The organism is Desulfuromonas sp. DDH964 (assembly GCF_001611275.1).
Taxonomy (GTDB): domain Bacteria; phylum Desulfobacterota; class Desulfuromonadia; order Desulfuromonadales; family DDH964; genus DDH964.
Genome location: NZ_CP015080.1, coordinates 17,444 through 34,790, shown reverse-complemented (window position 1 = coordinate 34,790; position 17,347 = coordinate 17,444). Strand labels below are relative to the sequence as shown.

The 17,347-nt window shown below is 63.1% G+C and carries 18 protein-coding genes; 7 read left to right on the top strand and 11 right to left on the bottom strand.

From position 1 onward, the window contains the following. The first annotated feature begins 336 nt into the window (after window positions 1–336). Together icmF and DBW_RS00150 are read left to right on the top strand one after the other, a co-directional pair. The gene (icmF, locus tag DBW_RS00155) at window positions 337–3,576 is read left to right on the top strand and encodes a fused isobutyryl-CoA mutase/GTPase IcmF (RefSeq protein ID WP_066722494.1); all 3,240 of its coding nucleotides are present in this window, start codon (window positions 337–339) and stop codon (window positions 3,574–3,576) included. Window positions 3,577–3,598: 22 nt separating this feature from the next. Further along, the gene (locus tag DBW_RS00150; protein WP_066722492.1) at window positions 3,599–4,132 is read left to right on the top strand and encodes a nitroreductase family protein; all 534 of its coding nucleotides are present in this window, start codon (window positions 3,599–3,601) and stop codon (window positions 4,130–4,132) included. A 35-nt stretch (window positions 4,133–4,167) separates the two neighbouring features. Here DBW_RS00150 and DBW_RS00145 read toward each other — a convergent pair whose 3' ends face one another. After that, window positions 4,168–5,058, bottom strand: coding sequence for a DMT family transporter (locus DBW_RS00145; RefSeq protein ID WP_066722489.1), 891 nt, complete (start codon window positions 5,056–5,058; stop codon window positions 4,168–4,170). Here DBW_RS00145 and DBW_RS18670 point away from each other — a divergent pair. After that, window positions 5,032–5,286, top strand: a complete 255-nt coding sequence (locus tag DBW_RS18670; protein WP_197463683.1) for a hypothetical protein — start codon at window positions 5,032–5,034, stop codon at window positions 5,284–5,286. The two genes, DBW_RS00145 and DBW_RS18670, sit on opposite strands and share 27 nt — an antisense overlap. A 105-nt stretch (window positions 5,287–5,391) precedes the next feature. On the opposite strand, the gene DBW_RS00135 is transcribed toward DBW_RS18670, so the two are convergent. Beyond that, complete coding sequence (locus DBW_RS00135; protein WP_066722484.1) at window positions 5,392–5,796, bottom strand: hypothetical protein; 405 nt, start codon at window positions 5,794–5,796, stop codon at window positions 5,392–5,394. Between the two features lie 434 nt (window positions 5,797–6,230). Here DBW_RS00135 and DBW_RS00130 point away from each other — a divergent pair, with 434 nt between their 5' ends. The 4 genes from DBW_RS00130 to DBW_RS00115 all read left to right on the top strand — a co-directional run bounded on the left by DBW_RS00130 (window position 6,231) and on the right by DBW_RS00115 (window position 10,082). Further along, window positions 6,231–6,701, top strand: coding sequence for an RT0821/Lpp0805 family surface protein (locus tag DBW_RS00130; RefSeq protein ID WP_066722481.1), 471 nt, complete (start codon window positions 6,231–6,233; stop codon window positions 6,699–6,701). A 113-nt stretch (window positions 6,702–6,814) separates the two neighbouring features. Next, a complete protein-coding gene (locus tag DBW_RS00125; RefSeq protein ID WP_066722478.1) occupies window positions 6,815–7,747 on the top strand; it encodes a cation:proton antiporter in 933 nt (310 codons plus the stop codon). 77 nt (window positions 7,748–7,824) lie between these two features. Further along, window positions 7,825–8,844, top strand: a complete 1,020-nt coding sequence (locus DBW_RS00120; protein ID WP_066722476.1) for an IS110 family transposase — start codon at window positions 7,825–7,827, stop codon at window positions 8,842–8,844. 419 nt (window positions 8,845–9,263) lie between these two features. Then, entirely contained in the window at window positions 9,264–10,082 is an 819-nt protein-coding gene (locus DBW_RS00115) for a CBS domain-containing protein (RefSeq protein ID WP_066722469.1), read from the top strand. 58 nt (window positions 10,083–10,140) lie between these two features. On the opposite strand, the gene ybgF is transcribed toward DBW_RS00115, so the two are convergent. From ybgF to queC, 9 genes are all read right to left on the bottom strand, one after another. After that, window positions 10,141–10,935 carry a tol-pal system protein YbgF gene (gene ybgF, locus DBW_RS00110; RefSeq protein WP_066722466.1) on the bottom strand — a complete coding sequence of 265 codons (795 nt, stop codon included), beginning with the start codon at window positions 10,933–10,935 and terminating at the stop codon, window positions 10,141–10,143. 62 nt (window positions 10,936–10,997) lie between these two features. Then, a complete protein-coding gene (gene pal / locus DBW_RS00105) occupies window positions 10,998–11,558 on the bottom strand; it encodes a peptidoglycan-associated lipoprotein Pal (RefSeq protein WP_066722463.1) in 561 nt (186 codons plus the stop codon). Window positions 11,559–11,690: 132 nt separating this feature from the next. After that, window positions 11,691–12,983 (bottom strand): Tol-Pal system beta propeller repeat protein TolB, encoded by a 1,293-nt coding sequence (tolB, locus tag DBW_RS00100; protein ID WP_066722460.1) that lies wholly within the window; start codon window positions 12,981–12,983, stop codon window positions 11,691–11,693. 3 nt (window positions 12,984–12,986) lie between these two features. Next, entirely contained in the window at window positions 12,987–13,820 is an 834-nt protein-coding gene (locus DBW_RS00095) for a TonB C-terminal domain-containing protein (RefSeq protein WP_066722456.1), read from the bottom strand. Between the two features lie 19 nt (window positions 13,821–13,839). After that, window positions 13,840–14,259: a protein TolR gene (gene tolR, locus DBW_RS00090; protein ID WP_066722453.1), complete on the bottom strand. Its 420-nt coding sequence runs from the start codon at window positions 14,257–14,259 to the stop codon at window positions 13,840–13,842. Beyond that, on the bottom strand, window positions 14,259–14,930 hold the full coding sequence (gene tolQ, locus DBW_RS00085) for a protein TolQ (RefSeq protein WP_066722449.1): 672 nt from the start codon (window positions 14,928–14,930) through the stop codon (window positions 14,259–14,261). The genes tolR and tolQ overlap by 1 nt, the downstream gene beginning before the upstream one ends. Before the next feature lie 119 nt (window positions 14,931–15,049). Then, entirely contained in the window at window positions 15,050–15,721 is a 672-nt protein-coding gene (locus DBW_RS00080) for a TIGR04282 family arsenosugar biosynthesis glycosyltransferase (RefSeq protein WP_066722446.1), read from the bottom strand. A gap of 59 nt (window positions 15,722–15,780) precedes the next feature. Further along, window positions 15,781–16,551 (bottom strand): GTP cyclohydrolase FolE2, encoded by a 771-nt coding sequence (gene folE2 / locus DBW_RS00075; protein WP_066729558.1) that lies wholly within the window; start codon window positions 16,549–16,551, stop codon window positions 15,781–15,783. Between the two features lie 37 nt (window positions 16,552–16,588). Beyond that, window positions 16,589–17,272 carry a 7-cyano-7-deazaguanine synthase QueC gene (gene queC / locus DBW_RS00070; protein WP_066722443.1) on the bottom strand — a complete coding sequence of 228 codons (684 nt, stop codon included), beginning with the start codon at window positions 17,270–17,272 and terminating at the stop codon, window positions 16,589–16,591. Between the last annotated feature and the right edge of the window lie 75 nt (window positions 17,273–17,347).

The following is a 17,347-nucleotide window of genomic DNA, read 5'->3' as shown; positions in this document are numbered from 1 at the left end:
GTCAGCCACGAGCTATCAATCGGGCCGTTTACACTCCGCTGGAAGCGCTGGCGCGCCCAGACCCTGCTGCTGCCGCAAAGGCCTGGAAACGTCAAGGACTGAAGGTCACCGGCGAACCTCCGGACCCAGCGCAACTGTAAACAAATGTAGACAGGGCGGGGCCGAAAACGTCACTATCCGACCCTTCCGTTGCCGGCGACGGCACCGCCGGACCGGCCAGGCGGCGCCAAGCGGGGAAAAACAGGGGGCCCCGGGTATGGCATGGCGCTTGCTAAATTGACATTAGATTAAAACAGTGTTCGCCAATTCCGAGCCGGAGAAGAAGGAGACCCGCCGATGGAAGTTGCCGCCTACCGCCCGAACCATCCGATCCGCTTCATCACCGCGACCAGTCTTTACGACGGCCACGACGTTTCGATCAACATCATGCGCCGGCTGCTGCAGGCGTCGGGGGTGGAGGTCGTCCATCTCGGCCACAACCGCTCGGTGGACGAGATCGTTACCGCTGCGATTCAGGAGGACGCCCAGGGGATCGCGGTCAGCTCCTACCAGGGCGGGCACATGGAGTTCTTCAAGTACATCATCGACCTCCTCCGGGAACGCCGGGCGGACCATATCCGGGTCTACGGTGGCGGCGGCGGGGTCATCCTCCCCGACGAAATCGAGGAGCTCCACCATTACGGGGTCAGCAGGATATTCTCTCCCGAGGACGGGCGTAAGCTCGGCTTGCAGGGGATGATCAATCACCAGCTCGCAGCCTGTGACTTCTCGACGCCGGTGCAACCCGAGGAGAACCTGCAGGGGGTCCTGAACAAGGATTACGCGGCAATCGCCCGGCTCATCACCTGGGCCGAGCTCGCCCTGCATGACCAGACCCCGGAAGTCGTGGCCCTGTTCGAACGGATTCGCGGCCACGCCCGCGATGTCCCGGTCCTCGGCATCACCGGTACCGGCGGCGCCGGCAAAAGCTCCCTCACCGACGAGCTGGTGCGCCGTTTTCTGCTCGACTTTCCGGACCAGGACATCGCCATCCTCTCCGTCGACCCGACCCGGCAGCGTACCGGCGGTGCGCTCCTCGGCGACCGCATCCGCATGAACGCCATCGACTCGCCACGGGTCTACATGCGCTCGCTGGCGACCCGTAAGTCGAAATCGGAACTCTCGGCAGCGATCCACGAGGCACTCGACATCCTCAAGGCTGCCGGCTTCTCCCTGATCATCGTCGAGACCAGCGGCATCGGCCAGGGGAACGCCGGCATCGTCGAGGTCTGCGACCTCTCCCTCTATGTCATGACCAGCGAGTTCGGCGCCCCGACCCAGCTCGAGAAGATCGACATGCTCGACTTCGCCGACTTCGTCGCCCTCAACAAGATGGAGAAGAAAGGGGCCGAGGATGCCCTCCTCAACATCCGCAAGCAGTACCGGCGCAACCGCAACCTCTTCGATGCCCCCGATGCGGCGATTCCGGTCTACGGCACCATCGCCAGCAAATTCAACGACCCCGGCACCAACATCCTCTACCGTGCCCTGATCGACGCCTTCAACGCCGAAAAGAAGCTTGGCTGGCATTCGACCCTGGAGTGCGGCACCGAGACCGGCCAGCGCCACCACATCATCCCACCGGAGCAGGCCGGCTACCTCGGCGAGATCGTGCGCACCATGCGCCGCTATCACCAGCAGGTCGAGGACCAGTCGCGCCTCGCCCGCCAGCTCTTCCAGCTCAGCGGCGCCCGTGACCTGGTTGGTGAAGGCCCGGCGGCCGCCGCGCTGCAGCAGGCGATCGCCGAACGCCAGCCGCAGCTCGCTCCGGCGGTGCAAGCTACCCTCGACGGCTGGCCGGCATTGAAGCAGGCCTACCGCGCCGACGAGATGGTTACCAAGGTGCGCGACAAGGAGATTCGCACCACCCTCTTCACCACCACCCTCTCCGGCACCCGCATCCCCAGGGTCTGCGTCCCCGACTACGAGGACTGGGGGGAGATCGTCAAGTGGACGATGAAGGAAAACCTCCCGGGCTGCTTCCCCTACACCGCCGGCCTCTTCCCCTTCAAGCGCACCGCCGAGGACCCGAAGCGTCAGTTTGCCGGCGAAGGCCCGCCGGAGCGGACCAACCGCCGCTTCCACTACCTGACCGAGAACGATCCGGCCAAGCGCCTCTCCACCGCCTTCGACAGCGTCACCCTCTACGGCGAGGATCCGGACGAGCGCCCCGACATCTACGGCAAGGTCGGCGAGAGCGGGGTTTCGATCTGCACCCAGGACGACATGGACAAGCTCTTCGCCGGCTTTGACCTCTGCGATCCGATGACCAGCGTCTCGATGACGGTCAACGGCCCGGCGCCGATCCTGCTGGCGATGTTCTTCAACACCGCGATCCGCCAGCAGCTCGCCCGCTTCCGCGATGCGCAGGGGCGGGAGCCCTCCGCCGCCGAAGCGGCAGAGATCCGCGCCTGCACCCTGCAGACGGTGCGCGGCACGGTCCAGGCCGATATCCTCAAGGAAGACCAGGGGCAGAACACCTGCATCTTCTCCACCGAGTTCGCCCTCAAGCTGATGGGGGACATCCAGCAGTATTTCATCGACCAGAAGGTGCGCAACTACTATTCGGTCTCGATCAGCGGCTACCACATCGCCGAGGCGGGCGCCAACCCGATCAGCCAGCTCGCCTTCACCCTCGCCAACGGCTTCACCTTCGTCGAGTACTACCTCTCGCGCGGCATGCAGATCGACGACTTCGCCCCCAACCTCTCCTTCTTCTTCTCCAACGGCCTCGACCCCGAGTACTCGGTGATCGGCCGGGTGGCGCGGCGCATCTGGGCGGTGGTGCTGCGCGACAAGTACGGCGCCAACCCGCGCAGCCAGATGCTCAAGTACCACATCCAGACCTCGGGGCGCTCGCTGCATGCCCAGGAGATGGACTTCAACGACATCCGCACCACCCTGCAGGCGCTCCTCGCCATCTATGACAACTGCAACTCACTGCACACCAACGCCTACGACGAGGCGATCACCACGCCGACCGAAGAGTCGGTGCGCCGGGCGATGGCGATCCAGATGATCATCAGCAAGGAGTTCGGCCTGGCGAAGAACGAGAACCCGCTGCAGGGAACCTTCATCATCGAAGAGCTGACCGATCTGGTCGAACAGGCCGTCCTCGCCGAGTTCGACCGCATCAACGAGCGCGGCGGCGTCCTTGGCGCCATGGAGACCCAGTACCAGCGCACCCGCATCCAGGAGGAATCGCTCCTCTACGAGCACCAGAAGCACACCGGCGAGCTGCCGATCGTCGGCGTCAACACCTACCTCAATCCCAGGGCCGATGCGGAGGGGTACCGGATTCCCGACACCCTGGCACGCGCCACCACTGCGGAGAAGGACCAGCGCCTCGCCGACCTGCGCGCCTTCCAGCAGCGCCACCGGCAGGCGGCGCCAGCGGCTCTGAAGCGCCTGCAGCAGGCGGCCGCCCAGGGAGAGAACGTCTTCGCCGCGCTGATGGAGACGGTCGAGGTCGCCTCCCTCGGCCAGATCAGCAAGGCGCTCTACGCCGTCGGCGGCCAGTACCGCCGCAATATGTAGGGGAAGAAAGGAGCTGACGGGGATGGATATCTTCGACGTCTTTCGGGATCGACGCAGCATCCGCAAGTACCGGGAGACGCCGATAGAGGCGGAGAAACTCGCCCAGGTGCTGGAGGCGGCGCGGCTCGCTCCCTCCTGGAAGAATTTGCAGTGCTGGCGCTTTCTGGTGATCGACGACCCGCAGCGCCGTGCCGCCCTGCTGCAGGCCTTCCCGGAAGATAATCCGGGCTACCGGGCCCTCGCCACGGCCCCGCTGGTGATCGTAGTCTGCGCCGACCCGGCCGAATCGGGAGTCGAGAACGGCATCGCCTACTATATCGCCGACGCCGCCATCGCCTTTGAGCACCTCTGCCTCGCCGCCCATGCCCTCGGCCTCGGCAGCTGCTGGATGGGATGGTTCGACGAAGGGGCGCTTCGCGCGGCGCTCGCGATTCCGGATACCATCCGCGTGATCGGCATCACCCCCCTCGGCTACCCGGACCAGGAGCCGCGCCCGCGGCCGCGCAAGGCGCTCGCCGAGATCGTCTTTCACAACCAGTGGGGAGCGAGCAGGTAGGTGGGTATGGAGCAGGGAGAAACCGACTGCCGGTACTAACGGGTGCGGGTCGCCAGATAAATCCCGGCCGCAATCAGGCCGATCCCCACCGCGTGATACAGGAAGAAGGTTTCGCCGAGAAACAGGATCGCCATCAGGCTGCCGAAGAGGGGAAGCAGGTGGATGAAGAGGCCGGCGCGGTTGGCGCCGATCTCTGCGACGCCGCGGTTGTAGCAGAGATAGGAGACGATGGAGGGGAAGACGGCGACGTAGCCGATGACCAGGGCGGCGCCGGCCTGCAGCCTGAGCGGACGCACCCAGAAGGTCTCCCAGAGGTAGAGGGGGAAAATCATGAGGGCGCCAAGCCAGAAGGTGACGGCAATAAAGGAGAGGGGGTGGACCGGCGGCCGCTTGCGCAGCAGCGTCGAATATCCGGCGTAACAGACCACCGCTGCGGCCACCAGCAGGTCGCCGCGATTGAACCGCAGCGCCGCCAGAAGCGCCGGGTCACCATGAGCGATAATGGTGATGGCGCCAGCGAGGGAGACGAGGATGCCGAGGGCCTGCAATGGCCTGACCCGTTCGCCGAAGAGCAGGAAGGAGAGGAGAACGATCAGCACCGGCATCAGCGACTGCATCAGCAGGGCATTGATTGCCTGGGTGTACTGCAAACCGCTGTAGACCAGGGTATTGAAGGCCGCGATCCCCAGCGCCGCGAGGAGCAGCACCATGCGCCAGTGGCGGCGCAGCAGCGGCCCGTCGCGGCGCAGGAACTTCAGCGCCGGTCCGCTGACCAGCAACGCCGCACCGACCCAGCGCCAGAAGGCCAGGGCAATGGGGGGGATGTCACTGTGAAAGGCGCGGCCGAGAATGAAATTGCCGGCCCAGAAGAGGACGGCCAGGGTCAGCAGGATGTAGGGATGGAGCTCCAGCCGCGAAGTTTTCATGACAAGGCATTAGGGGCAAATCGACGGGAGAAGAATGGCCGCAGGAGGCAGCAGCTATCCGCGCCACAAAGTCCAGGGCTGATCATTACGGTCGGTACTGTGGGTAAACTTGGCCTGACAGCTCAGGCACTGATAATCCTGCTCCTCGAACCCGCGCGGACTCCTGCCGCCGAAAATCCGGCAGGCATCGAGTTTGACCAGATCGTCATGGGGTTTGCCGTTGCGTGATTTTTTGCTCTGTTCTTCACATAACCCGCAAATCTTCATCGTTGCCTCATCTGCACCCGATCTGCCATGCGCCCTCCTCAACCTGTCGCCGGCCCCTGCTGCGAACTAGCGGCAACGCATCGTCTTTTTGCCATCCTCGAACAGAACCTCGATTTTCTGCGAGCCGACCACGCGCTGCACCAGCCCGAGCCCGAACAGGGGATGGTCGATCAGGGCCTTGACCCGGTAGGCGCCGTTCATGGAGTAGGCCGAAGCTTCCTCGCTTTTCATGCCGGGGCGCAGACCTTCCCACTCTTTGCGTTCGGCCTCCCGGTGATTGAGCGCCTGCCGGGCGGCGGGAGATTTTGTCACCGTTGGCGTCCGGTATTTGTGCTGACGGCCGCAGACCTTACATTCCACCTTGGCCGGCTCGGTTTCGGCCATGACCAGAATCAGGTGATTGGTATTCTTGCGACACTTGGTGCAGCGGCCCTCGATCGGATCGCCGACGGACAGGGGTGTGACTTGCATGACGTGACTCCCTTTCCTGGGAATGGCCAAGGGATGGCCGGTAAGTACCAGGGAGACGCTGGCAGTTACGGGTCAGACCTGACGTTGGATGGAACTGGTAACCCGGCACGACCGTCGGATCACTTCAGGCCACAGCAGGTATCTCCGAATGGCATGAAGGGGCGAGGGAGCAGGAGTGGAGGGATCCGTAGATGGGCGTACTTGCTTTACAGGATACACCCTTCCCTGCCGAAAAGATACCGATAGTACCAGGAAAGTTCAGGACGGCAGTCCCGGGCCCCGATTGGACATCCTGAGCACCGGTTCAGGGGCGACCGCGCCCACCCTGGTGCCTTGACACCTCCCTGGCCGTCGTTAAACTTGCGGGGTGGGGTAGATATATCCCTTGCCATCGAAAGCTTTCCACCTCGATCCCGTTACAGGGGAGGAATCCCATGAAACGCTTCTTCGTCATCCTTTCCATCGTCGCGCTCCTCGTTTCCGCCTGCTCTCCCGCCTCCGGGCCGAAAGAGGGCGCCGGGACCCTGCTCGGTGCCGGCACCGGGGCCCTCCTCGGCGCCCAGGTCGGGCACGGCCAGGGACGCCTGGTGGCCGTGGCCATCGGAACCCTCGCCGGCGCCCTGATGGGGCAGGAGATCGGCCGTTCCCTCGATCGTGCCGACCAGCTGGCGATGCAGCAGAATGCCCAGTATGCCCTCGAGTATACCCCGACCCGGACCACCACGACCTGGCGCAACCCCGACAGCGGCAATGCCGGGTCGATTACCCCGGTAGAGACCTATCAGAACCCCCAGGGGCAGTACTGCCGGGAGTACCAGCAAACCATCTACGTCGGCGGCGAGAAACAACAGGCCTACGGTACCGCCTGTCGCCAACCCGACGGCAGCTGGAAAATCATCCGCTGAACCGGGACTCCCCCGAACCGGCCCAATGCCCGCTGTGAAATAAGCGCCGCACCCTGCAGCTGAGGGCGGCAGCGCCAACCGTCCGCCGCCCGCCAGGGCCGCAGGGTGCGACCATGGCCCCAACCCTGATTCCCATCCTTCAGGCCCTGGCCTGTATCTTTCTCGGCGCCCTGGCCGGCGGCCGCCTCGCTGCCCTTTGCCATGTGCCGCGGGTCACCGGTTATCTCCTCGTTGGCCTTTTCCTCGGCCCCTCCTTCACCCGCATCGCCGGACTCCCACCACTGATCAGCCAGCAGGCGCTTATCGAACTGCGCCCCCTGGCCGATATCGGCCTCGCCCTGATCCTGATGAATATCGGCGGCCTCTTCCAGATGGAACAGCTGCGCCGCTGGCGGCACCGGATCCTGGTCTTCTCCGCCAGCGAAATTCTGCTTACCTTCTTCCTCGTCGCCACTTCGACCCTGATCACCAACCAGTTCTATCTCCAGCAAACCCTGCCGGGTCTCGACCTTTGGACGACCTCGCTCACCTTTGGCCTGCTCCTCGGTATTATCGCCGTCGCCACGGCGCCGGCAGCCACCCTGATGGTGATTCGTGAATACGATGCCGACGGTCCGGTGACCGGAACGGTGCTGACCCTGGTCGGCTTCAACAACCTGGTGTCGGTCCTCGGTTTTGCCCTGCTCACCCACCTCTTGATCCGTCCCGAGGAGGCGCTCGCCATCCTCGCGGCACGCATGATCGGACCGATCGTCATCGGCAGCCTGCTCGGCTTCCTCCTCTCGATCTGGGCCCAGCGCCTGGAGCTGGCCAGTGAACAGCGGGTACTCCTCCTCGGCGGGGTCATCGCCAGCTCCGCCCTGTGCCGCCAGCTCGGCATCGACCCGCTCCTCGCCAGCCTCACCTTCGGCATCACCTTCGCCAACAGTTCGCCGCGCTGGCATCAACTCATCGAGGCACTGCGCCAGGTCGACTACCTCCTCTATATCGCCTTTTTCGTTTTGGCCGGCGCCAATCTTCACATCGAAAGCCTGATAATCCTCTAAAAGGCACCTCCTACGCTACCAGGCCGATCCTGGTACGCTAGGAACAACAAACAACTCCCTATTTTAGGAGGTGCCTTATGAAACTCTACTCTGGTTTCGACCTGCACTCAAATAACAACTATCTTGGAATCATTGACCAGAACGGAAAGAGGATTTTCAAAAAGAAGCTGGACAACGACCCGAAGCAGATTTTACAAACCCTCCAGCCGTTTCGGCCCGACTTGATGGGCGCCGTTGTTGAATCGACCTACAACTGGTACTGGCTGGTGGATCTGTTGATGGACGAAGGATATCGAGTTCATTTGGCCAATCCTGCGGCCATTCAAACCTACAAGGGGTTGAAGCATGTCGACGATGTCCACGATTCTTTTTGGTTGGCCGAGATGCTGCGCTTGAACATTCTGCCGGAAGGCTACATCTATCCGAAGGAAATGCGTCCGGTACGCGACCTGTTGCGAAAACGCGGACATCTGATACGCCTTCGGACTTCGCTGATCATCAGCTTGCAGAACATCGTCACCCGCAATTGCGGCGTTCGACTCAAGGCGAACGAGATCAAACGATTCCGAGGTGACCGTATCGGTCCCCTGCTCGCCGAAAACGAGGATTTGGCCCTGGCCGGAGCGGTCAGCAAGGAGAGTATCGACTTTCTTACCCGGCAGATTCGGCAGATCGAGGCGGTTGTCGAAGGTAAAATCGATCTCGACGGCCCCTATCGCTATCTTCTGTCCCTTCCCGGCGTCGGCAAGATTCTGGGCTTGACCATCCGGCTGGAAACCGGGTGCATCGAACGCTTTGCCAAGGTCGGAAATTACGCCTCGTATTGCCGCAAGGTCTCCAGTCGCTGGACCAGCAACGGCAAGGCCAAAGGACGGGGCAACGAAAAGAACGGCAATAAATACCTGGCCTGGGCCTTTTCCGAAGCGGCCGAACTCGCCCGTCGTTTTGATCCGAAAGCGCGGGCGTTCTATCAACGCAAGCTCGCAAAGTGTCCGGTCATGGTGGCCCACGGCGCCCTGGCCCACAAGCTGACCCGGGCGGCGTTCTTCGTTATGCGCGACCAAGTGCCGTTTATGCCGGAAAAACTGTTTCCCTGATAGAACTGGCTGGGGCGGGGAACCAGCTATGGGGTTGGCCCAACCAAAAGGCCTGATTGGTCAACCGCCCCACCCAGACAGATAAGGTTATCCGCATCTTGACTGCCCATGCCGCGAGCCACAACGGGGCTGGTTCACAACCAAAAGACCTGTCAACATCCATTGGACACGGCATGGAACCGAAAATTTTCTGGACCGCGAAAAGCGGCAGGGGCCATCGGCGAACGGAACATCTGCCGATCGAGCCTTAAACCTGATGGGTGACTGTTGCAGCCAAGAGCTGACACGGAAACGGAACGAAATACCGGCATACGTCGAGAAGCAGACAACCTTCGTGGCCGAAGGCCACGAGTAAAGGCGAGAAAATCAAAAATCTTGCGCGGGAGTTTTTTACCCTATTGACCGGCGCCTTTTAATGGGTGACCCACATCGGCCTGCTCGGCATGGTCTACGTCTTCTCCCGCACCCTCGGCAAGTGGCTCGGCGCGGTCATCGGCGCCCGGCTCGGTGCCTTCGGCCGGCGCGAACAGAGCTACGTCGGGCTGACACTGCTCGCCCAGGCCGGGGTGGCGATCGGCCTGGCCAACTCTCTGGTACAGGCCTGGCCGCTGGGGGGCCGCCTGATTGAAACCATCGTCCTCGGCTCGGTCGTCATCTTCGAACTGATCGGCCCGCTGGCGGTACGCCATGGCCTGGTCCGGGCCGGCGAGGTACCGATCCTCTCCCTGCTGCAGAAACGGGCGCCGCAGGGAGCGCTGGAAGGACTCCATTCGGTCGCCGCTCACTTTCGCTCCTCCCTCGGCCTGCCGGCCGGGCACCCGCTGCGTGACCCCGGCGACATCCTGGTGCGACATATCATGCGCCAGAACGTGGAGACGGTCAGCAACGCCACCCCCTTCAACGAGCTGTTGCGCTTCATCGCCCACAGCCGCTACGACCGCTTTCCGGTGGTCGACGCCGAGGGGCGCTTCCTCGGCATGATCAACTACACCGAGATTCGCAACCTTCTCTTCGAACCAGCGCTGGTCCCGCTGGTGGTTGCCGGGGACCTGCTCGCCCCCAACCCCCGGTCGATTCCCCCTGACGCACCGCTGCGCATCGCCCTCGAAACCCTGCGGCAGCATCGCGACCTCAGCTACTTCCCGGTCATCGACCCCGAGGAACCCGAGCGTCTCCTCGGCATCCTCAGCCAGAATGATCTGCTTGCCGCCTTTCGCCGCTTCGGCAGCGGCGCCTAAAGCAGAACGGGGCGGCCAACTGGCCGCCCCGTTCTGGTTGCAGATTCTCTGCCCGGACTCAACGGGCCGGCCACTGGGCGAGCCGCTCCCTGGCCTTGCCCGCCTCCTCGCTCTTGGGATAGCTGTCGATCACCTTCTGAAGAATGACCCGTGCGTTCTTGATATCACCCAGGGCGTGAAATGCGAGTCCCTGCTTGAGCAGGGCAGCCGGAGCCTTGGCATGGCCAGGATACTTCTGGATCACATCCTGAAATTGCAGGATGGCGTTTTCGTATTTCTTCTCGCCATAGAAGGCCTCGCCAATCCAGTATTGGGCATTGACGGCAAGTTCATGCTGCGGGTAACGCTGGAGGAAGCTTCGCAGAACCTCCATTCCCCGGGCGAATTCGCCCTGCTTCTGGATCAGCTGCAGACCTTCCTCGTAGAGGGCCTCCGGCGCCGGTACCGCGACTGCCGCTGGCGCCACTACCGGCGGCGCCGCGCTGGCGAGTTTGCCAACGCGCTCCTCCAGGGCCGCCACCTTCAAACCGAGATCGTCGCGCAACAGCGTCAGGTCATCGCGCAGACTCTGGTCCTGGTGGCTGAGCTCTTCCAGGCGCCCGTTACTCTTTTGGAGCTCGACACGCAGAGCATCCAGAGCGACCTGCAGGTCAGCCTGCTGCCGGGCCATGTTTCCCAGGCGACCTTCGAGGCCCTGGTCCTGCTGGCGCGCGGCGACGGCTCGCTCCAGGTCGGCGAGGCGCCGTTTCATCTCTTCCAGGTCCCGCTCGGCACGTTGCTGCTGGGGGGTGGCAACGCAACCGCCCAGCAGCAAAACCAGCACTCCGGCCCAAACCAGCTGACGTCCCTTCATGGTTCGATTCTCCAAAAAGAAAGGGGCCGCGCACCGCGCGGCCCCCGACAGTGCCTGACTTGTTAGCGGACGACCTTGAACTCGGCCCGCCGATTCTTGGACCAGGCTTCCTCGCCATGGCCCGGATCGAGCGGCATCTCCTCGCCATAGGAGATGGTGGAGAGGCGAACCTTGGCAACGCCGAGGGAGACCAGGTAGTTCATTGCCGCCAGGGCGCGCCGCTCTCCGAGGGCAAGGTTGTATTCGTCGGAACCACGCTCGTCGCAGTAACCTTCGATCCGCACCTGCAGCGTCGGATTGGCCTGAAGGTAAGCGGCATTGGCGGCCAGGATAGCGGTCGCCTGGGTGGTCAGGGTGTACTGGTCGAAATCAAAAAAGATTCGCTCCAGGCCGGCCGCTACCGCAGTCGGCGCCGCCATCTGCTCGCTGCCGGCCGCAGATTCGCTGATCGGCTGCTCACTGATGCCGCTGACATCCTGGGCCGGCATCTGGGTCGTTGCCGTCGCTGCGCCACTATCCGTGGCAGCCATCTCCTCGGTCGCCGGTTTCTTGGCACAACCGGCAGCCAGCAGCAGGACAAGGGTCAGGGTCACCAGCACATGGATCATGGTCAATCGTTTCATTTCTACAACTCCTTCTACAGATGACGGGGTTGATGGACTTTAGCCTTCAGCGGTGTTCAAACAACGCCGCAAAGTGTCAAATCAAGGTTGTGATTATACAGCAAAGGGCGTCAAACTCAACTATTTTGCATATTACCAGCGCGGCGACCAGGCCGGATGGGTGCTCTCACCGCCGGCGGGGGAGATGCGCCGGGCACCGCTGCCATCGGCGCGCATGACATAGATCGCCTTCTTGCCGTCCTGATCGGAGGAATAGACCAGGAAGCGGCCGTCGGCACTCCAGCGCGGGTGTTCCTTGTTACCGGCGCCAAAGGTCAGCCGGCGTTCGCCGCTGCCATCCGGGGCGATGGTGTAGATATCGAAAACCCCCTTTTCGAGGCGACTGAAGGCGATCAGGTCCCCCTTGGGACTCCAGGCCGGGGTCGCATTGTATTTCCCTTCACGGACCAGGCGGCGGACATTGCCCCCGTCGACATCGGCGACAAAGACCTGGGGATTCCCCTGCCGGTCGGAGACAAAGGCGAGGGAACGGCCATCCGGACTCCAGGAGGGGTCGACATCGATCCCCCAGCTTTGGGTGAGGCGCTTTTCGATCTTGCCGCCGGTATCGATCTGGTAGATCTCGGCGTTGCCGTCGCGGCTCATGGTCAGGGCGATCGCCTTGCCGTCGGGGCGAAAGCGGCCCGATGCGTTCAGCCCCTGCCGGGAGGAGATACGGGCCTCCTGCCCGGAATAGATCTCCTTGCGGTAGAGATCGGGGTTACCACCGCGGTAGGAGGTAAAGATCACCTCCTTGCCGAGGGGAGAGAAGTCGGGATTGAGGACCAGCGACCGATGGTCGGTAAGGCGCACCGCATTGCCGCCGTCCACATCCATCAGGTAAAGCTCCTTGTGACCGGAACGATTGTCGATGTAGGCGATGCGCGTGCTGAAGGGCCCCTCCTCGCCGGTGAGACTGGCGAGAATCTGGTCGGCAAAGGCATGGGCCATGCGCCGGGCGTCCTTGACCCGGCCGACATAGCGGCGGCCGGTCAGCAGGCGACGGCCGACAACATCGAAGAGCCGTGCCTCGAGAACCAGCTCCTCACCCCGCACCGAGTAGGCCCCCTTGACCACCGCCTCGGCCCCGAGCAGGCGCCACTGGCCAAAATCGACATCGATGCTGACCAGGCCGAGCTTGCGGGCATCGCCGAGAAAGGCGGCCGGATCGGTCAGGGCAAAGAGTCCCGACAGATCAAGATCACCGCTCAGGGCGGCGTTGAATTCGGCCGCCACCTCCGGCCGCGGCTGATCGAGGGGGAGAAAAAGAGTCACCGCCAGCGGGATCGCCTGCTGCCCCGGGGCGCGGATTTCGATTTCGGCCCGGGCCGGAAGGGCGGGGAAGGTAACCAGCACCAGGATGAAGAGCCAGAAAATTCGGCGCATGCGTTACTCCAAAAGGTCCTTCAGGTTGAAAACAATCTCTTCCTCGAATCTTTCAGGAGGCTTTTGGGGAAGTTGCTTTTCCTTGAGAACGGCCTTTTTTACCGAGTCATCGAAGGCGTTATCCCCAGAAGATTCCATGAGTCTAAAATCAACAAGATTTCCTTGTTTGTCATAAGCAACGAAAACCTTGGCCGCCAATTTTCGATTCGTCACCAGATAAGGCGAAAGGCTCCACTGTTTCTTGAAGAAGGCCCCGAGCCAAGTTCTCCATGCAAGCCCCGCTTCATCGCCGCGCCCTTCCGGCATGCCGACCGGGGCGACAACCGGCGCGGGCTCCTGGCGACTGTCCGTGGTGCTGAGCTGGGCGAGCTTCTGCTTGAGTTCTTCGAGCTCCTGGCGGCGGCGCATTTCATCGACCCGCGCCTGGACATCGTCATAGCTTGGCGCGGGGGCCGGTTTCGCCTTGGCGGGTGTCGACGTGGGCGGTGCCGGCTTGGGTTTGGGCGGCGCGGTCTTGAGGGGCGCGGCGACCTTCGGTTTGGCGGGAGGGGCAGGGGGAGCAGGTTTCGGTTCCGGCCGGACCACCTTCTTCTCCGGAGCCGGCTTGACAGGCTCGGGCCGGGCGTCGGGACGACCGGCCTGGGGACGAGCGACCGGCATGTTGAGGAGATCGACGAAGTAGACCGGCGGCTTGGGCCGACTGAAGCGGGGCAGGATCAGTCCGGAAAAGAGCAGAAAGACAAGGAGGTGGAGACCGAAGGAAACCAGGAACATCTGTCCCAGCTTCGGCTCGGAGCGCCCCGCCACTCCCTCTTTGAGTCTGCGGTTGCGATTCATGACCAGCGACCGTTCCCGCTCAATCCTGCGGCTGCTCGGAGACCATGCCGAGCTTTTCGACGCCGGCGCCGCGGATCGCCGCCATCACCTGGACCACCCGGCCGTAAGGGACGTCGCGGTCCGCTTCGAGCAGGACCTGGCGCTGCTGGTTCCCGGCCAGAATCTGTTTCAGCACCGGGGTCAGCTTCTGCGGGGTGTCGACCCGCGAGTGACCGACGCTGATATTGCCGTTGCGGGCGACGGTCACCACCAGTGGCTCGTTGCCGGCGCTCAGGCCCGGGGCGTTTTCGACCTCGGGCAGGTTGACGTCGAGGCCCTGCTCCATCATCGGCGCGGTGACCATGAAGATGATCAGCAGGACCAGCATGACGTCGACAAAGGGGGTGACGTTGATCTGCGAGAGGGTACGGCGATTGCCGTCCCGGCGACCGACTTCCATCAGCCCCTCCGCGCCATGCGCTGGACGATATTGAGGAACTCCTGGCTGAAGTTGTCCATTTCACCGGTCAAAACATTCACCTTGTTGACGAAGTGGTTGTAGCCCATGACCGCCGGGATGGCCGCGACCAGGCCGATGGCGGTCGCCACCAGCGCCTCGGAGATGCCCGGCGCCACCACCGCCAGCGAGGCGCTGCCGGTCTGGCCGATGCCGTGAAAGGCGTCCATGATCCCCCAGACCGTACCGAACAGGCCGATGAAGGGGGCGGTCGAACCGGTGGTGGCGAGGAAGGTGAGGAACTTCTCGAGGCGCTGGATTTCCTGGGTGGTGGCGCGGCGCAGGGCGCGGGAGACGTTTTCCGAGGTGCCGAGATCGGCACTGAAGCTCCCTTCCTCCTCGCCGTCGTGGCGCCGCTGCCCCTTGAGCAGCTCCTGGTACCCATCCCGGAAGAGAACCGTCAGCGGCGAGTGGGCATAATCCTTGAGACCGTGGAAGATGGCATCGAAGCGCTTCTTGGCCCAGAAGAAATCGAGAAACCGTTCCGAGTCCCGGGTGGCGCGGTGAATAGTGCGAAATTTGAAGAAGATGATGGCCCAGGAGACCACCGAAAAGTAGACCAGAACCAGCAGAACCAGTTTGACGACCGGTCCGGCTCCAAGTACCAGTTCCAAGAGGCTCCTCCTTGCGACGGGGGTTGTAGGGGGGATTATCGACCATCGTCCGCGGCAAGTCAACGCCGTTACCGGAGGCGGGACCGTCCCTCCCTCTGCGGCAATGGCTTCGGCCCGGGCTAGGAGCGGCCAGATCTCCCGGGCAGGTGATGGCCGAGCCGGGTGCGGACAAAAGCGGCGCTCGCCGATGCCGGGGAGCGGGTCAGCAGGGCGAGCATGGAGGAAAAATCGTCGACATCCTCCCAGGCGGGAAGCTCCCGCCAGACCAGCCCGGATTCAACGGCGCGGCGCCGGGTGCAAGCGAGCACCTCGGCGCTGCTCCAGGGGATATCGACAAAGAGCTGCGGCAGCAGTCGTCGACCGCCGATCAGCACATAACCACCATCGCTGGCGGGCGCCACCACGACATCGGCGTCGGCCAGGGCCGTGAAGGCCGACGCAACCAGGGACAAGGGGAGGTCGGGACTGTCGGAGCCGACCATAATGGCCGGGATGCCGGGCTGCTGCAGGACGGAAAAGGCGAGCTGCAGTCGCCGGCCCAGGTCCCCCTCGCCCTGGGCAAGACGCGGCAACTGTGGAAAGCGGTCCCGGAAATATCCCTCATCACCAGCGAATACCAGAGTCACTTCCCAGGGCCCGGCGGCCAGGCGGGAGATGGTCTCCTCCTGGGCCACCCGGTAAAAGGCCGCCGCCTCGGCGGCCGTCAGCGGCGGCGAGAGCCGGGTTTTCACCTGCCCCGGTCGCGGTTCCTTGACAAAAATTCCGACCCGGCCGCTGGCCGATCCCGGCAAGGCCTCTCCCGCTGGCCATTTATCCACCATTTCCACAGCCTTATCCACAGGGGCTCAACCTAGCGCGCAGGGCTTTCCACCAGGGCATAGGCCGAGTGGTTGTGAATCGATTCGAAATTTTCACATTCGATGCGAAACCAGGTAATCGCCGGCACCGCGGCGAGCTTTTCGGTAACGGCGCGCACGATATCCTCGACGAACATCGGGTTGTCGTAAGCCTGCTCGGTCACCGCCTTTTCATCCTCCCGCTTGAGCAGGGCGTAGACCGGGGCGCTGGCGCACTCTTCGAGCCAGGTAACCAGCTCTTCGATCCAGACATGGCCTTGGTAGCGGACCTCGACGCTGAGGAGGCTGCGCTGGTTATGGGCGCCGCGGGCACTGATGTCGCGGGAGCAGGGACAGAGCGAGGTGACCGGAACCGTGACGCCGAGGACGAAGTCGGCCTCCGCGCCGAGGGTGCCGACCATCCGGCACTGGTATTCCATCAGGCTGCGGGCGCCGGAGACCGGGGCTGCCTTTTCGATGAAGTAGGGGAAGTCGAGCTCGAGATGGGCCCGGCTCGCCTCAAGGCGGCTCTTCATCTCCTTGAGAATGACATCCATGCTGTCGATGCTGATCTCGCCATGGTAGAGATTGAGGATCTCGATGAAGCGACTCATGTGCGTCCCCTTGAAGTGATGGGGGAGGTCGACATACATGTTGACCCGGGCCACGGTATGCTGCTGGACCCGGCTGCGGTCCGAGACCACAATCGGGTAGCGGATATTCTTGACCCCGACCTTGTCGATGGGGATGTTGCGATTGTCCCGGGTCTGCTGCAGATCGGGCATGGACATGGATTTTTCCCTTCCCCTGGCGCCTCGTTCCTTACTGGCCGACATAGTGAACCGGGTCGCTGACCCCCACCTCGGCAAAGCCCTTGAGCCGCAGCCGGCAGGAGTCGCAGCGCCCGCAGGCGAGACCCGCCGGTGTCGGATCGTAGCAGGAGTGGGTCAGGGCGTAATCGATTCCCAGATCCAGCCCTTTGCGGATGATCTCGGCCTTGGTCAGGTCGATAAGCGGGGTATGAATCCGGTAGCGCCCCTCCCCTTCCACCCCGGCCCGGGTCGCCAGGTTGGCCATCGCCTGGTAGGCGGCGATGTATTCGGGTCGACAGTCGGGATAGCCGGAATAGTCGAGGGCGTTGACACCGATAAAGATGTCGAAGGCGCCGAGGACTTCGGCCCAGCCAAGGGCAAAAGAGAGGAAGATGGTATTGCGGGCCGGCACATAGGTAACCGGAATCTCCCCGGCGACGACGCCGTCCTTGGGAACCTCCAGGTCGGCGGTGAGGGCGCTGCCACCGACCTGGCGCAGATCGAAATCGACCACGAGGTGAGCGGCGGCACCGATGCGCGGCGCGTATTCGCGCGCCTTCTGCAGTTCCACCGCATGCCGCTGGCCATAGGAAAAGCTGAGCGCATAGGGGATATACCCCCCACTGCGGGCGATCGCCATGCAGGTCGTCGAATCGAGCCCGCCGCTGTAGAGGACAACTGCCTTCTTTGTCATAACTCCAGTTCCTCGCGGAATTATGAATTTCGAATTCTTAATTTTGAATTAAATTCAAGATTTTAAATTCAAAAT